Here is a 21,152-nt window from a genome sequence, read left to right on the forward strand (position 1 = left end):
ACTAATTATGTCAGGATGTAACTTAATTCGCGCGCGACTCACATAAGCGACAAAAATGTTTCCCATCACTTTACTCTGTTAGCTAGAGTAGGGCCCCTCACAAATGGAACAAAGGATACTGAAACAAGGACAGTGATGTGAGTTTGGTTGTTGCTTAAGGCATCGCTAAATCGCGCAGGGAGTAGTCGCGCAATCACAGACGATCCACCTTCCGATAATGATATTGACTCGCTCAACGCTATCGGTAACCCGCAAGCGACCGGTTACCCAGCAAGCGACGTGAAGAAGGTTAAGTTATGACAACACAGCAAGCTCGATTACCCTCCATCATTCAGGTGGTATTAGCACTTGGCGCCTTTTTGGCGCTCGCGTTTTCGTTTACCGCCAAATTAGACCTCCCCATTCAACTGGCCTTATTTATCGGCTGGTTTGTGATTATGGGATTGGGGTTAAAACTTGGCCATCAATACAAAGATCTTGAAAGTGCTGCCACGAAAGGAATTTCTAACGGCTTAGGCGCCGTTTTAATACTTCTATCGGTTGGCGCATTGGTAGGTACCTGGATTGCAGGCGGGATCGTCCCCACTATTATTTACTATGGTCTTAAAGCTATCCACCCTTCTATCTTCCTTTTAGCGACCATGTTGATTTGCTCGTTAACCGCTTTAGCGACGGGCACCTCTTGGGGGGCTGCCGGAACCGCGGGTATTGCTATGATGGGGATTGGTCAAGGCCTTGGGATCCCTGCCCCAATGACGGCAGGTGCCGTTCTTTCAGGGTGCTACTTTGGTGATAAAATGTCGCCATTGTCTGATTCAGTGATCCTTGCCTCGTCAATGTCTGGCGTCGAAATCGTTGAGCACATTAAAGGCATGCTGCCGATTGCACTGATCAGTTACATCATTACCGGTATTCTGTTTACTCTGATTGGCTGGCACTACGCAGGCAATGTGGATATGAGCCAAGTAGAGATGGTGAAGCAAGCGATGCAAGATCAGTTTGTGATTTCACCACTATCCTTTGTGCCGGTGCTGATTGTCCTCGCGCTGCTGGCAATGCGATTACCGTCTTTCCCGGTCATTAGTTTTGGTTCATTACTGGGTGTGGTTTGGGCTGTAATGCTGCAAGATATGACCCCCGTGAACGCCATTAATACCGCGTGGGCGCCGTTTTCTATCTCATCGGGTGTCGACTTTATCGATGCAATTCTCAACCGCGGTGGCATGTCTTCTATGCTCGGTTCCGTGGCTGTGATTGTGTTTGGTCTAGGTTTTGGTGGCTTGCTCGAAAAAGTTGGGGTCTTGCATACCATTGCCAGCTTGTTTGAGCGTCGCGTTAACAGTGCAGGTAGCTTGGCAACCTCCACCATCGGCACCGCCTTTATGGGGAACGTATTCGGCTCGGCCATGTATGTGTCGCTAATCTTAACCCCTAAAATCTGTGCCAAAAACTACGACAGACTGGGTTATCAACGTAAAAACTTGTCTCGTAACGCTGAATTTGGTGGCACGTTAACCTCAGGCATGGTGCCATGGAGTGATAACGGTATTTATATGGCCAGTATTCTTGGTGTCGCCACCTTGTCTTATGCACCTTTCATGTGGTTAAGCTTTGTGTGTATTGCCGTCACCATCGTGACCAGCTACTTCGGTTGGTTTGTCGATAAGGTTGAGCCAAACCAGGCCGCGCAAGCGCAAGAAGATACAACCGCAATAGCGTCTGCGCCAGAGCGTGCCTAACGAGCAATAAAATCGCTTAAAATAAAGCGGGACACGCTAGCCGTGTCCCGCTTTTTTTATTCATCGTCTCGACTGGATAAACGGCGTTGTAGTTGATCACGCAAATTTGGGGGCGTCCCTTTTATGGTAAGGGTGTCTGTGTCTGGATCGTAGAACACGCGCTCCCCCATCAACATGGCATCAAAGTTGACCGATAAGCCACCCCCCGATCCGACAAATTTAGTTAACTTGCGCATGGTGGTGCGGTCGGCAGGAAACTGCGCTTCCAGTTCATAGCCTTGCTGGTTGGTGTATTGATAAAAGTCCGTTCCTTCGGGGGTCGCTGGCAATTCCTCCGCGAGCTCTTTGACCACCACTTCATCACCCGCTTTAAGCTGATCGTTACAGTAGTCATACACCTGCTTGCGGTAGTTGTTCTTCTCTTCTTTATCCAAACGGGCATCATCACAGTAATCCTCAACCGCCTGCATCAGCACTTGGTTTTGCTGTTTACTGTCCATGCCCACTTCCGCTTGCAAAAAATCAAGGAAGAAGTCTGCAACTTTGCGCCCAACTCGCCCTTTGATAAACGACAAGTAACGATTTGATGCCGGATCCGTCTCCCAGGTAGACAAATCAATCCGTGCCGCGATATCCATTTTGCTGACATCTAGGTATTCGGTGGCGTTAACGTCAAGCTCGTCCGTGACACGTAAACTGTGCTTTGATTCCACCACACCAATAAATACGTAGTCAGTGGCTAAGGCACGATAATGCGCCATCACCAAGGTGCCACTATCGGCAAATGAGTATTTCGCGAGCTCAGCGCGCAGACGTTCAACGGCACGTTCAGAAAAGGCTCGAAAGTCCAGTTCGTCAGCGCGGTAAGCCTTTAACCATTGCTGGAATTCACTCTCGGTGTCGAACAACGCAAACCCTTTGCCTGCTTTTGCATGATAAACCCGATGTACATCGGCCATCAGATTTTCGGTTTGTTCGTTGAGCGGTAATGGTCCGTCGCGAAGCTGAACATTAAGCGAATCATCAGCTTGTTTGACAATTTGATGTAATATTACGTTAGAAAGCGTGAGGGTCATGATTGAAAAGATTTTCAGTAAGACTAAAGTGTGGGTTATTATACGCTGCTTTGGTTTTAAGAAGACAAGACGATTTTATGCCTGTAACCTCAAAATATGATGATAAGCAAGTGGAACGTATTATCAGTGATGTTGTCAATGTGTTAGAGCAACACGATGCATCGACGGATTTATCACTGATGGTGATTGGGAATGTCGCCACCAATATCCTTAACCACAATATTCCTGCCGCACAACGTCAGGCATTTGCCGAGAAGTTCGCCCAAGCATTAATGGCATCCATCGATAACCAATAACGCTTGCAGCAGTATCTAATCAGAGAAGAATAAATTTGTATGGTTGATAGCGGAACATCGTATCGCGACAAAGTATCCCAGCTGATCAGTTGGGGGCATTGGTTTAGCTTTTTCAACATCATTGCCGCTATGTTGCTGGGCACCCGCTATATCAGCCAATCTGGGTGGCCAGACACCCTATTAGGGCAAAGCTACTTGATCTTTAACTGGGTCGGCCACTTCGGTTTCCTGGTTTTTGCGCTTTATATTCTGATCATTTTTCCAGCCAGTTTTATCATCCCGTCTCAGCGTCTTATGCGGCTTTTTGCGGTAATAGTCGCGACTGTCGGAATGATGGTATTGCTGCTAGATATTTACGCCTATCAAACCTTACACCTACATCTTAACCCCTTGGTGTGGGAGCTGCTTTTAAGCGGCGAAAAAACCGATATGAATGCCCACTGGCAGTATTTATTTATTGCTGGGCCGGTGATCTTTATCTTAGAGCTGGTCATGGCCGAGTGGGTGTGGCGTAAGCTGCGTAAATTAACCCGTAAACGCGTTGGTGTTCCGGTTGCCAGCGTGTTTGCTCTTTGCTTTATTGCCAGCCATTTAATCCATATCTGGGCCGATGCGTTCATTTATAGCCCGGTCACGGCGCAGCGTTCGACCTTTCCTGTCTCGTACCCGATGACAGCAAAAACCTTTATGGAAAAGTATGGCTTGCTCGATCGACAAGAGTATCAACGCCTACGCGAGCAGCGCGGCCAAGAAACCAGCGAGGTGATTCGTTATCCGTTGGAGCCACTGTCATTTGCGTCAGACGCCAACAAATACCGCCCAAACTTATTGGTGGTGATGGTTGAAGGGTTGCGTGCCGATATGCTTAACCCAGTCACTATGCCTCACCTGCATCGTTTCGCTACCGATAATCTGTGGTTTAAGAATCACTTCAGTAGCAGCAACGATGATATGGCCGGTTTGTTTGGTTTCTTTTATGGACTGCCGGGCAGCTATGCGCAAAGCGCGCGAACTGAGGGTTTGCGTCCTGTATTGATGGATACACTCAATCAACGTCGCTATCAACTCGGGCTGTTCAGTGGCGATAACTTTTCTAACCCCATTTACTATCAAAGTATTTTTAGTCGCGCACTCGACCGAGATACACAGTCAGAGGCACCGGCTTGGCAGGCCGATGCCAGTGCGATCACCTCGATGCAAAGCTGGCTACAAGGGCGCCAAGCAAATACACCTTGGTTTGGTTATTTAGAGCTCGCCACGGTGAATGAATATGAGCAAGGCGGCGACTATGCGCAACCTTTCCAACCAGCGCTTAACAGTGGAATGGCCGGTGTCGACCAGCAAACAGGCTTGGTCCTCAAAAATAGCTATAACAATGCCGCTCACTATCTGGATGAGCAATTGGGCGAACTGATTCAACAGCTTGAGACTTCGGGAAAGCTAGCCAATACCGTAGTGATGATTACGGCAAACCACGGCATGGAATTTAATGAAACCGGGATGAATAGTTGGGGGTCGAACTCAAACTACAGCCGTTATCAGCTTCAAGTACCGATGGTGATGCACTGGCCTAATCAACCGGCCGAGCAGATCAATCATTACAGTAGCCACCTTGATGTGGCACCGACATTGATGGAGTCGATGCTATCGGTGAGCTCACCCGCCAACAGTTACAGTAGCGGTGTGAATCTGTTTGAGCTCGAGAGCCAATCACGCAAATGGGTGTTGGCCGGTGACAGTCGCGATATTGTGGTGATACAGCCACAAAAAACCACGGTGGTGGATAAATTTGGCAATTATAAAGTCTATGATCGCCACTACACCCCACTTCCCGAAGGCAAGCCCCAGTTGTCACTATTGATGCAAGTGATGCACGAATTAAAGCGTTTCTATTATCCTGAGGATCACGAGCCGCAATAATGGCCAATAAGTGGCGCATAAGTAGCCAAACAATTGAAAAACCGGGAAACAACCGCGTTTAGCAATTGACAGTCATTAGGTCGATTCGTAATATAGCGCTTAGTCGGTCTGTAGCGCAGCCTGGTAGCGCACTGTCATGGGGTGTCAGGGGTCGCTGGTTCAAATCCAGTCAGACCGACCAATACATATAAGCCCGTCGCTCAATGAGTGACGGGCTTTTTCGTATGGTACGTTCAACAAGGATAAACATCCTGTTCGCGGCGGACACTTATTCGGCTTGGCGCCCGACAAACGCGGCAACAATGGTGTCTTCTCCATATTGCCGGGAAAAGACATACGCGCCTGGTTGAGGGATCACTTGGTGCGTGCCCGCGCCTACCGCAGGGTGGCGTTGCCTAAACTGCCCCACTTTTCGCCAATGGTTTAATAACCCCGCCTGCATGGCGTTACGCTGCCACACCATATCCGAGCGTGTTCCTTGGTGAAAGTCATCGCCGTAAGGGCCTAAATCACGTCCAACTTCATCACCGTAATAGACTTGCACCGCACCGGGCGCCAGAAGTAATGCGTTGGCAGCACCGCGTTGCATGCTGGCATCTTTAAAACGGCTAAAAAAGAGCTCGGTATCATGAGACGACATATAGCTAACCGGAATGAAATCCGCTTCTGTTTGCATGGTCTCAGCGTACGCGTGATACGTGGTTTCCATTTCACTTAAACAATACGCCCCTTTGTCCATCCGCTTTTGCAGATCAAAGTTAATCAGTGCATCAAAGCCTTGGTCAAAATAAGGGCTCCGGTAGGCATTGTGCCCCCATACTTCTCCCATCATCCAAAAGGGCTCGCCCGTTTGATTATTAGCGGCGCGCCAGCTTTTCAATGCCTCCGAGGCGTGTGCTTTTAACGCTCGCCAAACCTCACCATCAACATGCTTGACGGTATCAACACGAAAACCATCAATACCAAAACGCGCAACCCACTGGGTTTGCCATTCAAGTAAGTAATCACTCACTGTGTAATTGTCTCGCACCTTTACTCGCGTGCCGGGATTGTTGAGCAACCATTGTGGCGGGGTCACCGGTTGCGAAGATTCAGTTTTAAAGTCAGGCAATCCGGCTAAGGTCAGCGTTTTATCACTGCTGCCAGGCTCATCGTACCCCGGTAATCCTGCGCGTACCCAGTCTTTTCCCCACCACTGCTGCCAATTCGTGCTCTTATAATCAATCGCATCATGAAAGTCATGCCAGCTTTGTCCGTCACCGGGCTGCCAATTTTGCCATTGCGCCGGTAATTCAGTGTCATTGACTACCTCAATCCCGTCTTGCTGTAAATCCGCGAGCGTTGCGTAACCTGGGTGATTGACGACTGCGTCCAGAAACACCTTTAGTCCGCGTTGATGCGCTTCGTCGACCAATTTTTTTAGTGTGGCATCATCACCAAAGTTGTTGTCTACTTGGGTAAAATCACGCGACCAATAGCCGTGGTAGGCATAAAACGGAAAGTCCCCTTGGCTGCCACCACCGACAAACCCGTGAACCTGCTCTACGATCGGCGATAACCAGATCACATCGGTGCCGAGCGATTGGATATAATCCAATTTGTCGATCACGCCTTGCAGATCTCCGCCATGAAAAGTGCCAATGTTTTGCGCTTTATCCTGACGCCGCCCATAGCTGTGATCGTTACTCGGATCGCCGTTACTGAATCGGTCCACCATGACAAAATAAATGTTTGCATTGCGATAGGTAAAATCTGGCTCTGGTGCTGTAACCGGGGCGAGCAACACCAACCCACCACTTTCAGAGGCTGGGGTGAGCGTCACGCTGTGATTTTTCACCGTGACAACCTGGCCACTGAGCGCCTCTTTTAATTGCGTGCCATCGGCAAAACTCTCTCCCAAAGAGAGGGTGACCGGCCCACCTTGATAGCGGTGACACTGGACATCGGGCAACGGGCGTTTAAACCTTGATGCGGTCTTTTTCGGTTCACGTTTAACGCGGATTGTTTCCGTCTCTGGCTGATAATAAAACCCGTAATCCCCAGCAAAACGCACGGTAAGTTCAAAGTTTGTCTGATCTTGGCAAGAAAGCGGAATGGGCGTATTAAATTTCGCGTTCTCGGGAGACGCGGCCTGACAGTCACCTGCTATCCCTTCCACACTGATTTGGTAGGTGTTCTTACCTAACGAGAAGACCGCTGGGGCGTTGGGATCAAGCGGTCGATCAGACTGTGTCGTTGCTGTGGTTACCGTGATATGCGGGGCCGCCGCAGTGGAAAACGACGCTGCCATAGTCAACGAGGCCGCTACCGCGATGGCCAGCCGCTGTCGAGGAAAGAAAAAAGTCATGATTGTGCTCCTTGCCATTTTCTATCAGGGTAAAAAAACAGCAAGGCATTGACATCATTCCTGCCTCTGCGCCCTAAAATTGTGAGCGATGACAGTTAGAGGAGGAGCCGATTACGCGCCGCACTCTCCCTCCGGATCCAGGCCTAACAATTCGCTCATCTCCACGGCGGGAATAGGACGGCGATAGAGAAACCCTTGACCAAAGGTGCAGCCCAATTCATGCAAAATCGCCTGTTGATGCAAGGTCTCAATGCCCTCAGCAACGACCCCCATCCCAAGGCTATCGGCCATGGCAATCATAGCCGACACAATTGCCACTTCTTGTTCATCGGGTGATTGGCTTTGTATGTCTTTAATGAAATGACGATCAATTTTTAATTTTGAAATGGGGTAGCGCTTGAGATAAGCCATCGATGAATAGCCAGTGCCGAAATCGTCGATCGCAATCCCAACCCCTTTATCACGTAATTGCTCCAGCACTTTTAACGCGTTGGCTTGGTTTTCTATCAAGGTATTTTCGGTAATTTCTAACTCTAAAAAGCGCGGATCGGCGCCGGTGCGGTCCAAGGCCTCAAACACCACTTGCGTAAAGGCCACGTCGGCAAGGTTGCGCGGCGAGATATTCACCGCCATAGACACGTTGACGCCCGCATCCTGCCAGACTTTTAATTGCTGACATCCAGTCTCAACCACCCACTGCGTGATATCGTGGATAATCGAGCGCTCTTCGGCGACATCAATAAAGTGAAACGGTGATAACAGCCCCCGCTCTGGGTGATGCCAACGCAATAACGCCTCGACGCCAATAATATCGCCGGTCACCAGATCGACCTGGGGTTGGTAATATAATTCTAACTCTTCATTTTGCACACACTGACGTAGCTCGACCGCCAAACGTAACTTGTGATTCGCTTCTACCGTCAACGCATCATTGTAAAACGCATAGGTGTTTCGCCCCGATTTTTTCGCGTGATACATCGCCGAATCGGCAAACGTCAGCAGATCATCAGTACTCGCGGTATTCTCTGGATATTGGGCAATGCCGATACTGACACCGATTTGAGCGTCGATCCCACCTTTGAGCATAAACAGGCGATTCATGGCATGGATCACATCTTCAGATAAGCGAATACAGGCATTATCATCAGCATGAATCACCCGTAGGATCACAAATTCATCGCCACCGAGGCGGGCTAAGGTATCGCCCTCCTCTAACAGACCCTCTAAGCGCTGACTGACTAATTTAAGGAGCTCATCACCGACGGTATGGCCATGGCTATCATTGACGAACTTAAACTGGTCAAGATCGAGAAACATCAACGCCAGCTGGTTACGCTGGACCGATTGCCTATTCATCGCTTGACGAATGCGCGACGTAAGCAGCAGGCGATTCGGTAATCCGGTTAGCGAGTCATAGTGGGCCAAATCAATCAGTTTTTTTTCTGAGTCTTTAAGCTGGGTGATATCAGAGAAAACACCGATATAATTCACCACGTCACCGGCGTCATCTTTTACCACACTGATCGAGAGAAGCTGTGGATACACGATACCATCTTTACGGCGATTCCAGATTTCGCCTTTCCAATGTCCCTCTTGATGTATCTGCTGCCACATTTCGGCGAAAAAATGTGCGTCATGACGGCCCGAATTCAGGATGGATGGCATTGCGCCGACGACATCTTCTTCTTGATACCCGGTGATCGCACTGAAGCCACCATTGACGGCGACGATAGCACCTTGCGCATCCGTGATCAGCACCCCTTCGCTCGATTGCTCAAAGATTTTCGCATTGAGCATCAACTTACGTTCAACCTCTAACCGTTCAGATACATCGTGGATAACCGAGAACAGCAGGCGGGCGTTACCAACGGTGATCGGGGATGAATGAACCTCGACCTGGCGACTCTCACCGTTTTTTAGCCGATGTTCAAAAATAAAGCAGTTTTTCTCGCGCTGTCTCGCCTGTGAAAGGCTTTGTTTGAGGGTGCTGTCGACTTGTGTATTAATCTCGCTGATACTCATCGCTGTGAGCGTTGCATGGTCATAGCCATAAAAACGTTGGGCACTGTCATTAGCATCTAAAATTTCGCCACTTTTGGCATCCAGTAACATCATCACCGCATCATGGCGTTTAAAGATACTCCTAAAGCGGTAACTATCATCAACCATGCGACCAATCGACTGCGCAAAGCTGCGTCCAGCATTTAATCGAGCATATAACCCGCCGAGCCAAAACCCTAGGATAATCAAGCCAACCCCCCATACCGTGGGGTGAGGATGCAAACTTTTCCAACCGTCTTGCGGGATCCCCAATAAGCGCCAGTGGCCGGAAGGCAAGCTCACTGCGACGGATTCAGGGGACTGCGTTAAGATCGAAGGCTCACCGTAAATGGGGGTAAACCTCCCCTCGGCGGTCGATTTTTCTTGCAACACCACACGCACTGGATACGCCTCGCCTTCGGCAAAGCTTGCGGAGAAAAGGCTATCAATATCGAGCACCGTGGATAACACGCCCCAGGGTAACCCTGTGTTTTGATTGATGATCGATTGACGTGCAATTAAGGCGGTTCCGCCTTGAAGAAGATCGACCGGCCCTGAAATCACGGGCTCACTGGAGGCATACGCCGCTCGCACATGGGCTAATTGCTCAGGCACATCATGGTAACGCGTCCCAACTAACGATGTTTTTAGGTTCTCAGGATACACATGACTGATCACCCAATTACGCGCGGCGCCAAAATTGAGGATATGAGGAGATTTGGCTTTTAACTGGCTGGCAAAGCGGGAAAATTGGTCTTGCGTCAGATCTGGATTTAAGCTGATATAGGTGGTCAGTCCATGACTTAAATCGACATTCTGCGTCACTTTAAGCTCAATCCGCGAGCGGTAGGCCAACAAGGCGTTACGAACGTCTTTTACTTCTTGGTCATGGGCTTGTTGATATAGCCAAAACTCCACGGAAACCACCGCAAACATGAATACCATCACGGAGATAACCACATTATAAATGAATCCGACTCGCGCCGAGCGGCGGGCGACTTTATCAAGTGCCGATGGAACAGCTTGTTGCATGACCTGGTACAACCTTATCTCGCCCTGCTTATGGAGCGAACATTAACCAAAAACCTCAGGTGTAGCACGTGATTATAAAGGGCATAGAGAGAATCGCCAGTGTTACCGGTCAGTTTCACCGCATTACACAGGCTCTGTATGCGTAAGATCAAACGGTTACATACACACATTGGCGATACAATCGAACCGCCTTTATCCAAAAAACACAAGAGATTGCAAACAAGGAGCGTGTATGGCGATCAGTCTCGAATACAGTTTTATCTTGGTGAGCTTGGGCGTGATCGCCGGGATTATCAATACCCTCGCGGGTGGTGGCTCTAACCTAACATTACCTGCATTGATGGTGATGGGCATGCCTGCCGATGTCGCCAACGCCACCAATCGGGTGGCGGTATGGCTACAGTGTGCGTCAGGGATGAGCGGGTTTCGTCAACATGACAAGCTCGATACTCAGGATATCATTCCGGTATTGATACCGAATTTAATCGGGGGCTTGTGCGGCGCATTGGCCGCTGCATGGTTGCCAACCAGTTGGGTCAAACCCTTGCTACTCGGTACCTTGCTGACCATGACGGTAGTGATGCTGGTTAAGCCAGCCACTTTTGGCCCCCCGCCGGTACGCCAGTCAAAAAGGTGGCTGACACACCCACCGCATGGTTTGGTCTTATGCTCGCAGGCTTTTATGGCGGATTCGTACAAGCAGGGGTCGGATTTGTTTTGCTCGCCGCGCTATGTGGCACCTTACACTACGACTTGGTCCGTGGTAATGCACTCAAACTGGCATGCACCTTAGCTTTCACCTCTCTTTCACTGCTGGTGTTTATTGCCGATGATCTGATCCGCTGGGCGCCAGGGCTGATCCTGGCGATAGGGACCATGGTCGGGGCACGGATTGCGGTACGATTTGCTATCTCCGCGAATCCCAAGCTATTAAAACTCTTTTTGTTTGTGATGACGTTGGTCGGTTGTCTCGCCGCCTATTTATTTTAGTGACAGCGAGTCTGTTGTCGGGCGAACACTGCATTTTTTGATCGAGTATACTGGTGCGGTTATTGTGCCGCGGTCTTACCCGTTGATTTCGCCGCTCCTTTACGACGACTGCTGGTGCGCCGTGTTTTACGTTTAAATGTTTTTGCCGGCGCAGCCGGTAAACCTTGCAAAGAGGCAGGCGGTGGTGAGGTTTTTACACTTTCAATCAAGCCCGCGACCTTGTCGGTTAACGCTTGCATAAAGGGGTGATACGCGCATTGTCGGTCCGCCATATCTTGCAGCTGCCGCTCCCAATCAGCGGTCATATCCGGGTAGGTCGCACTGTCGGGTAAGGCATCAATTAATCCCGTTCCACTGGCTGTCGCGTGAAGTGTTTTTCCTTGTCGATTCAAAAGACCACGTTTTACCAACAGCTCAATAATCCCAGCCCGAGTGGCTTCGGTCCCGAGCCCATCGGTTTCTCGTAGTATCTCTTTCAGTGCTTTGTTTTGCACATAGCGGCCAATGCCGGTCATCGCTTGTAACAAACTGGATTCGGTAAACGCAGCCGGTGGCTCGGTCATGCAGTCTTTAATGTCGCCACGCTCACACTGCGCTTGCTCACCTTTCTCCATTAAGGGCAAAGGCGTGGCGTCACTGTCTGCGGTTTGCGTGGAGGGCAACAGCGCGCGCCAGCCCGCTTGAGTGAGCACCTTGCCTTTGGCAATAAAACAGCCACCGGCAATATCGAACACCAGTTTTCCTTCTGCATACTCGGCAGGCGGATAAAACTGCATCACATATTGGCGCGCCACCAGCTGATAAATTTTCGCTTCATCGCCTGACAAGCTCGCAGGCGCAGCTTTCGCGGTTGGAATAATCGCATGGTGCGCACCGACTTTGGCATCGTTCCATGCTTTGCCTTTGCGTTTTGGATCCGCTCTGTCACAAGCCTGGATCAGTGTCTGACACCCCTTTTTAATCGCTGCCAACACCTTGGGCGCCTCAGCGAAGTGCCCTTTAGGTAAGTAACGACAATCCGATCGCGGATAGGTAATGATCTTGTGGCGCTCATACAGTTGTTGGCACACATCCAGGGCTTTTTGGGCGCTAAAACCAAATCGCTTTGATGCGTCTATTTGCAAGGCTGACAAGTTATAAGGCAGTGGCGCCGCTTGCTTTCGCTGCTGACGTTCCGCGTCAGTGACCGTGGCTGGCTGCCCCGTAATTCGATTGGCGACATTGTCGGCGAGTGACCGAGAAAGTACGCGCCCTTGCTCGTCTTGCCATTTGGCGCAGGCGTCACTGGGCTGCCATCGCGCGCGTATTTCACTCCCTTGATGAGCAATGATGGCGTCGAGCTGATAATACGGATGGGGAATAAAATGTTTGATTGCGTGATCGCGTCGCACCACCAGGCCAAGCACCGGCGTTTGTACCCGCCCGACCGACAATACGCCTTGATAACCGGCCTGTTGCCCTAGCAGGGTATAAGCGCGCGTTAGGTTCATCCCATAGACCCAATCGGCACGTGACCGAGCTAACGCGGAAACAGATAAGGGCATGTAACCCTTATTGTCTTGCATGTTGCTGAGCGATTTTTTTACCGCAGAGAGGTTTAAATCACTGATCAAAAGGCGTTTTATATTGGCTTTTTTGCTCTGACTGACCTTCGCATAGTCAATCACTTCATCCACCAGCAGCTGCCCTTCGCGGTCTGGGTCGCCGGCATGAACCAGCTGATCAAATTGCTTAATCAGTTTTTTAACCACGGACAGCTGGCCCGAGGCGGCTTTGCGTGGGCGCAATTGCCATTGTTGAGGCACGATAGGAAGGTCAGCCAGATGCCATTTTTTATAGCGGCTGTCATAAGCCTCGGGCTCGACTTGTTCGAGTAAGTGGCCAATACACCAGGTGACCACATCGCCTTGCCCTGTTTCAATGTATCCTTTCTGATTTTTATGAGGCTTAGGCAGGCCTGCGGCAATTGCGCGCCCTAAACTCGGTTTTTCCGCAATAAATAATCGTGCCATGACAGAGTCTCTTTATCAGTCGCTGTCCGCATGGTATGCAAAGCACGATCGAGGCGCAATAAAAAACCTGTACATATGCACAGGTTTACTCGATTAACCAAGCCCTTCTCGTGGCTTAAAGATAAGAGACAAACTGGCTAGTATCGCGTTTAGGCGCATTAGCCGCCGCACAATCAGGCGTTCCTAAGTACAAAAAACCCACGATATGATCATCGCCTTCAACGGCTAACGCCTCTCTCACAGCGGGGTGGTATGCAAATGCGCCAGTGCGCCAAAAGCCCTGATACCCTTGTGCGACCGCTGCCATTTGCATCGCATGCGTCGCACATCCCGCAGAAATATGCTGCTCAATGGTCGGAACTTTGTCATGCACACGTGTACGCGCAATCACGGCCACCACCATCGGGGCCCGAAAGGGTGCGTTTTTGGCATTTTTCACTGCCGTTTCATCCGCGCCGTTGGCCTGTGCTGCCTCGGCTAAAATGGTTGAAAGCCGCGTCAGCCCATCTCCCTCGCAAATCACAAACTGCCACGGCGTTAGTGCGCCATGATCAGGGGCTCGTAATCCTGCTTGAATAATGTTTTCTAGTGCTTCACCGCTCGGCGCTGGCGCTGCTAATCGTGGCACAGAGCGGCGCTTTAATAGCAAATCAAGTGCGTCCATGGTTTATCCTTTTTAACCGTTTAGTGCTCACTGCATGAGCGGATATCAGCATATTAGCACAGACTCCCGCCGCTAAAGCGCCAAGGCTGTCTCAATCCCCTGGCGAATGGCTCGCTTCGCATCGAGCTCTCCCGCATGCTCGGCACCACCAATTAAATGGTAAGAGACACTGGCATCATCAAGCTGCTCGGCCAACGTATTCACCGATTCTTGCCCCGCACACAAGATGATCTGGGTGGCAGGGATCAGGTGTGCTTCTCCTTTAACACTGATATGCAGGCCTTCATCGTCAATTTTATGGTAGCTCACGCCACCGACAAGATTCACACCACGCTTTTGTAACGTTTTTCGATGGATCCAACCGGTGGTTTTGCCCGGACCTTTTCCGACTCGTCCTTCGCGACGCTGCAATACCCACACCTGCTTGTCGCTAAGCGTATCGTGCCCAGGGTAGAGTCCGCCTTCGTGGGTAATAGTCTTATCGATTCCCCACTCATTGAGCCAAGCGTCCAAACTTTGATTTTTGGGTTCGGTAATCATGGTCGCGACATCAACGCCGATCCCACCAGCACCGATAATGGCGACATGGCTCCCCAGCTCAGGCTGTTCACGAATAAAGGTTTGATAATCAATAACGCTCGGGTGATCAATGCCTTCAATGGCGGGACGGCGTGGCTTCACACCCGTGGCGACAACAATATCGTCAAACGCACGCAATGTATCGACATCAGTGGCTTGATTAAGCTTGACCGTCACGCCTGCTTTTTCCAATCGTCTAAGGTAGTAGCGAATGGTTTCTTTAAATTCTTCTTTTCCCGGAATCGTCATCGCTAAATTAAACTGGCCGCCGAGCCGATCCGCTTTTTCGAACAAGGTCACGTCATGTCCGCGTTCAGCCGCTTCAGTGGCACAGCTTATCCCGGCCATTCCGCCACCAATTACCGCCACTTGTTTCACTTGGCGTACAGGCGTTGCCACGAGCTCGGTTTCATAACAAGCTTTAGGGTTAACCAAACAACTGGCACGCTTGCCTTTAAAGACATGGTCCAGACAGGCTTGGTTGCAGGCAATACACGTATTAATGTCATTCGACTGGTCGGCTTTGGCCTTCGCAACGAATTCAGCATCGGCTAAGAATGGGCGCGCCATGGAGACCATATCCGCTTGCCCCTTGGCGAGAATCGACTCGGCAACCTCTGGGGTATTAATACGGTTACAGGTGACTAACGGCACCGATACCTCGCCTTTTAGTTTTTCAGTGACCCAGCTAAATGCGCCTCGTGGCACCTGGGTCGCGATAGTAGGCACTCGCGCTTCATGCCAGCCAATACCGGTGTTAATAATAGTGACGCCTGCTTTTTCTAGGCCTTTCGCGAGCGTGACCACGTCTTCAAAGGTATTGCCTTGCTCGACCAAATCCAGCATCGATAGACGAAAAATAACAATAAAGTCATCACCGGCGGCTTGACGCACCGCTCGCATCACTTCAACCGCAAACCGCATACGATTGTCGACTGGCCCGCCCCATTGGTCATAACGGCGGTTGGCGCGGTGGCAGAAAAACTGATTGATCAGGTAGCCTTCAGAGCCCATGATCTCGACCCCGTCATAGCCAGCTTCGCGAGCAAGCGCGGCACTGCGGCCAAAGGCTTTAATCGTACGCCAAATCGCCCGCTCGCTCATTTCAAACGGGGTGAACTTACTGATTGGCGCGCGAATCGCTGACGCACTTTGGGCGAACGGATGAAACGCATAGCGACCGGCATGAAGTAATTGCAGCGCGATTTTGCCGCCATTTTCATGAACAGCTTCGGTGATTGCGCGGTGTGCACGCGCCGCGCGTCCAGAGCTAAACTGGGCACTAAATGGGGTCAGACGGCCACGAAAATTAGGCGAAAATCCGCCTGTTACAATGAGCCCCACCTCACCTTTGGCTCGCTCAGCATAAAAAGCCGCCAATTTTTTAAAACCATCGTTTGCTTCTTCAAGCCCGGTATGCATTGAGCCCATCAAGACACGATTTTTCAGGGTAGTAAACCCAAGATCGAGCGGGGCTAGCATGTGGGGATAAGGGTGCTGTTCCATCGCTTGCTCACTTATTGTTGTGGTCTGACCAGACTATAGCGCTGACGGACACGTGATTTCAAACATTCGTTTACAATCTGGCAACATAAAATCGTGAATTATTGATCTGGGTAGGACTTTCGCTCGGTATTATAGAACAATGACGCGGTTGATAGCCTATCGATCTGAGCTCTGATCAGCTAGGATATCAGCGACATGCACCGATGGACTCACGTATGAAAAAACTGTTTCGCTTTATTGCATCCCTATTCCGATGGTTGTGGCGTATTCTCAGTTTCGCCCGCCAACTTTTGTTAAACGTCCTTTTCATAGGCGTGATCGTGGCAATCTACTTTGCTTTTACTGCCGATACGCCGCTGACCTCAAAGGACCCCGCTACCGCAAAAGTGGCGCAAAGTGAGCCAGAGCCACGGGCGCTCCTACTCAATATTGACGGCCCTATTGTTGAACAACAACAGCGCTTAAGTCCTGTTGATACCTTATCTCGCAATGCGCTCGGACAACCGATAGAAACCGAGAACGTGTTGTTTGATATTGTTGATACCGTGCGCCATGCCGCGACGGATGAACAGATTAATGGCTTAGTATTAAGCCTAGGCGATATGCCTTCTACCAGTCTGACCAAGCTACGATACATCGCCAAAGCCATCGAGGACTTCAAAAACAGCGGTAAACCTGTGATTGCAATTGGCGGCACCTACAGTCAAAGCCAGTATTACTTGGCCAGTTATGCCGATGAAGTCCTGATGTCACCCGATGGTATGGTGATGTTGCAAGGTTACGGCAGTTACAACTTATATTGGAAGGACCTACTCGATAAGCTCGATGTGAGCACACACGTGTTCCGAGTCGGTACTTATAAGTCATTTGTGGAGCCATACACACGCAACAATATGTCAGACGCTGCCCGAGAAGCCAATCAAGCTTGGTTATCTCAGCTGTGGGATGCCTATGTCAGCGATGTGGCGAACAATCGTGGCATCGAGCCGAGTGTTCTGTCCCCGAGCGCGAAGCAATTACTCGCCTCATTGCGTGACTTTGATGGCGATTTTGCCGCCCTCTCTGAGCATCTTGGCATTGTCGATAAGCGCATGACGCGTCAGCAAATTCGTCGCTATTTGGCCGATAAATTTGGCAGTGACGGTGAAGACAGCTTCGAATACACCGGCTATTACGATTATCTGCCAAAAATACAAAGCGGCTTTAGCCTGCCAGGCAGTGATAATATCGCCGTCGTGGTCGCCAGTGGGCCGATCATGGATGGACGTCAGCGCCCAGGGACCGTGGGTGGCGATACCACTGCCGCTATGCTGCGCGATGCCCGCCTTGACAGCAGTGTGAAAGCGGTCGTGCTTCGCGTCGATAGTCCGGGGGGCAGTGCATTCGCCTCTGAAATTATCCGTAATGAAGTGGATGCGCTACGCGAAGCGGGTAAACCTGTGGTGGTCTCGATGTCGAGTGTCGCCGCCTCTGGCGGTTATTGGTTATCTGCCAGCGCCGATCGTATTATCGCTCAGCCCACCACGATTACCGGCTCAATCGGTATTTTTAGCTTGTTCACCACCTTTGAGAATACGCTGGGTGATCTCGGCGTGCAGTCTGATGGTGTCGGCACCACACCGTTTGCAGGGGTTGGCGTAACGCGGGCACTGCCAGACGAGGTAGGAGATATCATGCAGTTAGGCATTGAGCATGGTTACCATCGCTTCTTGTCATTGGTCAGCAACCATCGCGATATGTCGATGGAAAAGGCAAACCAAGTCGCTCAAGGTCGCGTATGGACGGGACAAGATGCCTTGAGTTTGGGATTAGTTGACAGCTTGGGTGACTTTGACGACGCCGTGTCTGCCGCCGCTGAACTGGCTAACCTCGAAAACTATCAACTAGATTGGATGCAACAGCCACTGACGCCGTTTGAGCAATTTATCAACGAAGTGCTGGGGCAAAGCGCCAACGTGCTCGGTGAAGCGGTGCAAGCGACAATGCCATCGATTGCGCGCCAGTTGACGGCATCGCCCCAGTGGCAGTCGTTAAACTTGCTGGAAAAGTTTAACGATCCGCAAGGTCGTTACTTATTCTGCTTAAACTGTGAGTATCAGTAGGAACCACTCGCCCTGGCCGTTCGGTCAGGGCCTCTTCTCTGTTTTTCTTCTATTCTGTGTGTCGCTCGGTATTACCGATGTAATCGTTACATGTATACTGTGCTCACGCTCATTAAATGCAGATTTGACATGATGGAACGTAAACATATTTATATTGCTTACACTGGTGGCACGATCGGGATGCAAAAATCTGATCATGGTTATGTCCCAGTGTCCGGCTTTCTCCAGCAACAGTTGGAAAACATGCCTGAATTCCATCGTCCAGAAATGCCGCTTTTTACTATCCATGAGTACGAACCACTCATTGATTCATCGGACATGACGCCAACGGATTGGCAACGGATTGCGGACGATATTGGCGAAAATTACCACGCATATGACGGCTTTGTGATATTGCATGGCACAGATACCATGGCATACACAGCATCGGCGCTGTCATTTATGTTAGAAAATTTAGAAAAGCCGGTCATTGTCACCGGCTCCCAGATCCCGATTGCTGAGTTGCGTTCCGACGGGCAAGCCAACCTGCTCAACGCACTGCATATTGCATCGAATTATCCGGTGAACGAAGTGACGCTGTTTTTTAACAACCAACTTCTGCGCGGCAATCGGAGCACTAAGTCGCATGCTGACGGGTTTAACGCGTTTACCTCACCCAACTTGCCAGCGTTGCTTGAAGCTGGGATTCATATTGAGGTAAAAGCGGACAAGCTCAATCAACCTTCGCAAGGGCCGTTTAAGGTCCATACTATTAGCGATCAACCGGTTGCCGTGATCATGATGTATCCGGGCATTTCGCCAGACGTTGTCAGAAATGCGCTTAAACAGCCCGTCAATGCGATGATCTTATTAACCTTTGGGGTCGGCAACGCACCACAAAATCCCGAGTTACTCGATTTACTCAAACAGGCTACGGATCGCGGTGTGCTGGTGTTGAATCTCACTCAATGCTTGGCAGGACGGGTCAATATGGGTGGCTATGCGACCGGCTGTGCGCTGGCCGATGCGGGTGTACTGAGTGGCTATGACATGACACCCGAAGCGGCGTTAGCCAAGCTTCACTTCTTGCTCAGTCAGTCATTACCCTTTGAAACCTTGCGAACTTGGGTGCAAAAAGATTTACGTGGTGAGCTCAGCTATTATTAGCGTGTGAACAGAAGTGACAGTGAACGCTATTGTGACGATTACGCCGGCCGAATGCCGGCGTTTACTTTTTAGCGAGGACAAGTTCAGCAAAGCATATCCCACAAGGCGTGCCACCCAATCTATTCGATCAGCATTGGTGCTGATTGGGTTAGCACTAGTGCTTGGTCTCAATATCGATGCGCTGCCCATCTTGACCGGCAAATTCACGCTTGAGCTCGGCTTTTGATTTCCAAGTCACCTGACCCCCTTTCGCGACCGTCATATGCTGAGGCTGGCTGTTATGACGTGATTGGTAAAGCATAACGGCTTGCAAGGCTTGATCGCGTTGTGCTTGATTAAGGCTGGTACCATCAGGCCATTTACCGGTTTCTACCGCGTAACACAAACGATCGTATATTTCAGGCGTCATTGCTTTTAAGACTTGTTCTATATCCATGATTACCTCTGTGTGGTCCGGGTCCGACTATTATGCCTGATCTTGGTCGGTAGACGGCATGTTTAGCACAGTGCGCTTTATCACGCTTTTACGCATCAACTACACTCAAAGATAACGTATACTCGACGTAGTTGACTCAGGGTACGACAAATAATGAATTTACGATTACTTACTCGCTACGTTTATCGTCTCGGTCTTGTCACGAGTTTACTGCTACTCGTCGGCTGCGATGGACAACCGACCACCAATCAAGTGTGCGAAACGCACCCCGAATTATGCGAAGGGCTAAACATTGGCGACGGACAATGCCGATTTGAGCGCTCGGACCTGATTTTCGATCGTTTGGCGGTTGACCAAAAGCCAACCGATCTCAATAAACTTACCGAACTCAAGCAAACAAAGGCGTACTTGCGCTGTATGGAGCTGGTAGCTGAAATTGAGCCTACCACACTCAAACAACGCAAAACCAAGCGTACGGAGGCGGTCTACCATGCTTATGATGCGATTGCTCGTTTGGAAGATGAACTGGAAGCCTCTTATCAACCACCGGTGATTTACTACCGTTGGTCTCAGGGTGACAACGGCGCCCTACCCCAGTTTTTAAAGCTTGAAGGCACTCCCCATCTGGAAACGCCCCAGTTACAACTTGGTCTGGCGACCTATTATGTCTCACGGGATAAAGCTAAAACCGTGGAGATTTTATTGCACGCGTTGGAGCTGTATGACGGCCGCGATCTCACCGTAAAGCAAGACGTGATTCCAGAGGTGATTAAATCACTCGCCACCACCAATCATGCGCTTAAACGCTTTGAACATGCGTATTTGTGGGCGAAAGTGGGGCAAAGTTACAATCTTCCCATTGCCAACAGTGATCGTTTGTCTCGACTTTACACACTGAGCGAACAACAGGAGACGTCACTGCAGCAATTGGCATTTGAAATATCAGCCGCGATCGACGATGGCAATTTTCAAGCGTCATTGCTCGCACCCATTACTCAGTAAAAGGCAACCACTCAGTAAAAAGCAACGCTCAATCAAAGGTAAACCGGTCACGTCAAACTTGTCGTACCAGTTTACCTTTCGTAATTGCCCTTCTGCTTCTACGCTATCAAGTACCAGTTGTTGCGCCAAGCCTGATTGTTCTTTATCCACGGTTGATTAAAGACAACACAGGCATGGCCGTAAGGGCGCCAAATGTTTAGGCGATGTAAAAAAAATCCGTACTTTTTTTTGATTTTAGACAATTTTGGCTGCGATTACCCTTGCA

At 50.2% G+C, this 21,152-nt stretch carries 15 protein-coding genes, 1 tRNA gene and 1 pseudogene; 9 read left to right on the forward strand and 8 right to left on the reverse strand.

Annotated features, from left to right (window positions below; genetic code table 11):
- Positions 1 to 296 precede the first annotated feature (296 nt).
- Complete coding sequence (nhaC, locus tag BZG81_RS03175; RefSeq protein WP_021022300.1) at positions 297 to 1,739, forward strand: Na+/H+ antiporter NhaC; 1,443 nt, start codon at positions 297 to 299, stop codon at positions 1,737 to 1,739.
- 56 nt (positions 1,740 to 1,795) lie between these two features.
- On the opposite strand, the gene yejK is transcribed toward nhaC, so the two are convergent.
- On the reverse strand, positions 1,796 to 2,815 hold the full coding sequence (yejK, locus tag BZG81_RS03180) for a nucleoid-associated protein YejK (RefSeq protein WP_077676718.1): 1,020 nt from the start codon (positions 2,813 to 2,815) through the stop codon (positions 1,796 to 1,798).
- A 77-nt stretch (positions 2,816 to 2,892) separates the two neighbouring features.
- Here yejK and BZG81_RS03185 point away from each other — a divergent pair, with 77 nt between their 5' ends.
- The 3 genes from BZG81_RS03185 (at position 2,893) to BZG81_RS03195 (ending at position 5,212) form a co-directional block, all read left to right on the forward strand.
- Entirely contained in the window at positions 2,893 to 3,111 is a 219-nt protein-coding gene (locus tag BZG81_RS03185; protein WP_021022298.1) for a YejL family protein, read from the forward strand.
- Between the two features lie 39 nt (positions 3,112 to 3,150).
- Complete coding sequence (locus BZG81_RS03190) at positions 3,151 to 5,031, forward strand: DUF3413 domain-containing protein (RefSeq protein WP_077676719.1); 1,881 nt, start codon at positions 3,151 to 3,153, stop codon at positions 5,029 to 5,031.
- 104 nt (positions 5,032 to 5,135) lie between these two features.
- Positions 5,136 to 5,212, forward strand: a tRNA-Pro gene (locus tag BZG81_RS03195).
- Positions 5,213 to 5,299: 87 nt separating this feature from the next.
- Here the strand turns inward: BZG81_RS03195 and BZG81_RS03200 are convergent.
- Together BZG81_RS03200 and BZG81_RS03205 are read right to left on the reverse strand one after the other, a co-directional pair.
- On the reverse strand, positions 5,300 to 7,378 hold the full coding sequence (locus BZG81_RS03200; RefSeq protein ID WP_077676720.1) for an alpha-amylase: 2,079 nt from the start codon (positions 7,376 to 7,378) through the stop codon (positions 5,300 to 5,302).
- A gap of 111 nt (positions 7,379 to 7,489) precedes the next feature.
- Entirely contained in the window at positions 7,490 to 10,450 is a 2,961-nt protein-coding gene (locus BZG81_RS03205; protein WP_077676721.1) for a bifunctional diguanylate cyclase/phosphodiesterase, read from the reverse strand.
- A 232-nt stretch (positions 10,451 to 10,682) separates the two neighbouring features.
- Here BZG81_RS03205 and BZG81_RS15840 point away from each other — a divergent pair.
- Together BZG81_RS15840 and BZG81_RS15845 are read left to right on the forward strand one after the other, a co-directional pair.
- A pseudogene (locus BZG81_RS15840) lies at positions 10,683 to 11,021 on the forward strand (sulfite exporter TauE/SafE family protein); the annotation flags it as partial.
- Between the two features lie 95 nt (positions 11,022 to 11,116).
- Positions 11,117 to 11,440 (forward strand): sulfite exporter TauE/SafE family protein, encoded by a 324-nt coding sequence (locus BZG81_RS15845; RefSeq protein WP_274533580.1) that lies wholly within the window; start codon positions 11,117 to 11,119, stop codon positions 11,438 to 11,440.
- A 59-nt stretch (positions 11,441 to 11,499) separates the two neighbouring features.
- On the opposite strand, the gene BZG81_RS03215 is transcribed toward BZG81_RS15845, so the two are convergent.
- The 3 genes from BZG81_RS03215 to BZG81_RS03225 form a co-directional block, all read right to left on the reverse strand.
- Positions 11,500 to 13,452: a DNA topoisomerase III gene (locus BZG81_RS03215; protein ID WP_077676722.1), complete on the reverse strand. Its 1,953-nt coding sequence runs from the start codon at positions 13,450 to 13,452 to the stop codon at positions 11,500 to 11,502.
- Positions 13,453 to 13,567: 115 nt separating this feature from the next.
- Complete coding sequence (locus BZG81_RS03220) at positions 13,568 to 14,116, reverse strand: NAD(P)H nitroreductase (RefSeq protein WP_021022292.1); 549 nt, start codon at positions 14,114 to 14,116, stop codon at positions 13,568 to 13,570.
- Between the two features lie 72 nt (positions 14,117 to 14,188).
- Entirely contained in the window at positions 14,189 to 16,201 is a 2,013-nt protein-coding gene (locus tag BZG81_RS03225; protein ID WP_077676723.1) for an NADPH-dependent 2,4-dienoyl-CoA reductase, read from the reverse strand.
- A 215-nt stretch (positions 16,202 to 16,416) separates the two neighbouring features.
- Between BZG81_RS03225 and sppA the strand changes: the two genes are divergently transcribed.
- Complete coding sequence (gene sppA, locus BZG81_RS03230; RefSeq protein ID WP_077676724.1) at positions 16,417 to 18,303, forward strand: signal peptide peptidase SppA; 1,887 nt, start codon at positions 16,417 to 16,419, stop codon at positions 18,301 to 18,303.
- A gap of 132 nt (positions 18,304 to 18,435) precedes the next feature.
- Positions 18,436 to 19,449, forward strand: a complete 1,014-nt coding sequence (ansA, locus tag BZG81_RS03235) for an asparaginase (RefSeq protein ID WP_077576339.1) — start codon at positions 18,436 to 18,438, stop codon at positions 19,447 to 19,449.
- A 154-nt stretch (positions 19,450 to 19,603) separates the two neighbouring features.
- Here ansA and BZG81_RS03240 read toward each other — a convergent pair whose 3' ends face one another.
- The gene (locus BZG81_RS03240) at positions 19,604 to 19,885 is read right to left on the reverse strand and encodes a YeaC family protein (RefSeq protein WP_077460372.1); all 282 of its coding nucleotides are present in this window, start codon (positions 19,883 to 19,885) and stop codon (positions 19,604 to 19,606) included.
- 153 nt (positions 19,886 to 20,038) lie between these two features.
- Here BZG81_RS03240 and BZG81_RS03245 point away from each other — a divergent pair, with 153 nt between their 5' ends.
- Positions 20,039 to 20,887: a DUF2989 domain-containing protein gene (locus BZG81_RS03245; RefSeq protein ID WP_077676725.1), complete on the forward strand. Its 849-nt coding sequence runs from the start codon at positions 20,039 to 20,041 to the stop codon at positions 20,885 to 20,887.
- On the opposite strand, the gene BZG81_RS15575 is transcribed toward BZG81_RS03245, so the two are convergent.
- On the reverse strand, positions 20,861 to 21,037 hold the full coding sequence (locus BZG81_RS15575; RefSeq protein ID WP_158011824.1) for a hypothetical protein: 177 nt from the start codon (positions 21,035 to 21,037) through the stop codon (positions 20,861 to 20,863). The genes BZG81_RS03245 and BZG81_RS15575 overlap by 27 nt on opposite strands.
- Positions 21,038 to 21,152 lie beyond the last annotated feature (115 nt).

Source organism: Salinivibrio sp. MA607 (assembly GCF_001996245.1).
GTDB classification, from domain to species: Bacteria; Pseudomonadota; Gammaproteobacteria; order Enterobacterales; family Vibrionaceae; genus Salinivibrio; species Salinivibrio costicola.

Excerpts from the sequence above, each read along its gene's own strand:
- BZG81_RS03215 (WP_077676722.1), bottom strand. The coding sequence starts at position 13,452 with ATGGCACGATTATTTATTGCGGAAAAACCGAGTTTAGGGCGCGCAATT.
- yejK (WP_077676718.1), bottom strand. The coding sequence starts at position 2,815 with ATGACCCTCACGCTTTCTAACGTAATATTACATCAAATTGTCAAACAA.
- sppA (WP_077676724.1), top strand. The coding sequence starts at position 16,417 with ATGAAAAAACTGTTTCGCTTTATTGCATCCCTATTCCGATGGTTGTGG.
- BZG81_RS03205 (WP_077676721.1), bottom strand. The coding sequence starts at position 10,450 with ATGCAACAAGCTGTTCCATCGGCACTTGATAAAGTCGCCCGCCGCTCG.
- BZG81_RS03190 (WP_077676719.1), top strand. The coding sequence starts at position 3,151 with ATGGTTGATAGCGGAACATCGTATCGCGACAAAGTATCCCAGCTGATC.
- BZG81_RS03240 (WP_077460372.1), bottom strand. The coding sequence starts at position 19,885 with ATGGATATAGAACAAGTCTTAAAAGCAATGACGCCTGAAATATACGAT.
- BZG81_RS03200 (WP_077676720.1), bottom strand. The coding sequence starts at position 7,378 with ATGACTTTTTTCTTTCCTCGACAGCGGCTGGCCATCGCGGTAGCGGCC.
- BZG81_RS03220 (WP_021022292.1), bottom strand. The coding sequence starts at position 14,116 with ATGGACGCACTTGATTTGCTATTAAAGCGCCGCTCTGTGCCACGATTA.
- BZG81_RS03245 (WP_077676725.1), top strand. The coding sequence starts at position 20,039 with ATGAATTTACGATTACTTACTCGCTACGTTTATCGTCTCGGTCTTGTC.
- BZG81_RS15845 (WP_274533580.1), top strand. The coding sequence starts at position 11,117 with ATGCTCGCAGGCTTTTATGGCGGATTCGTACAAGCAGGGGTCGGATTT.
- BZG81_RS03225 (WP_077676723.1), bottom strand. The coding sequence starts at position 16,201 with ATGGAACAGCACCCTTATCCCCACATGCTAGCCCCGCTCGATCTTGGG.
- ansA (WP_077576339.1), top strand. The coding sequence starts at position 18,436 with ATGGAACGTAAACATATTTATATTGCTTACACTGGTGGCACGATCGGG.
- nhaC (WP_021022300.1), top strand. The coding sequence starts at position 297 with ATGACAACACAGCAAGCTCGATTACCCTCCATCATTCAGGTGGTATTA.
- BZG81_RS03185 (WP_021022298.1), top strand. The coding sequence starts at position 2,893 with ATGCCTGTAACCTCAAAATATGATGATAAGCAAGTGGAACGTATTATC.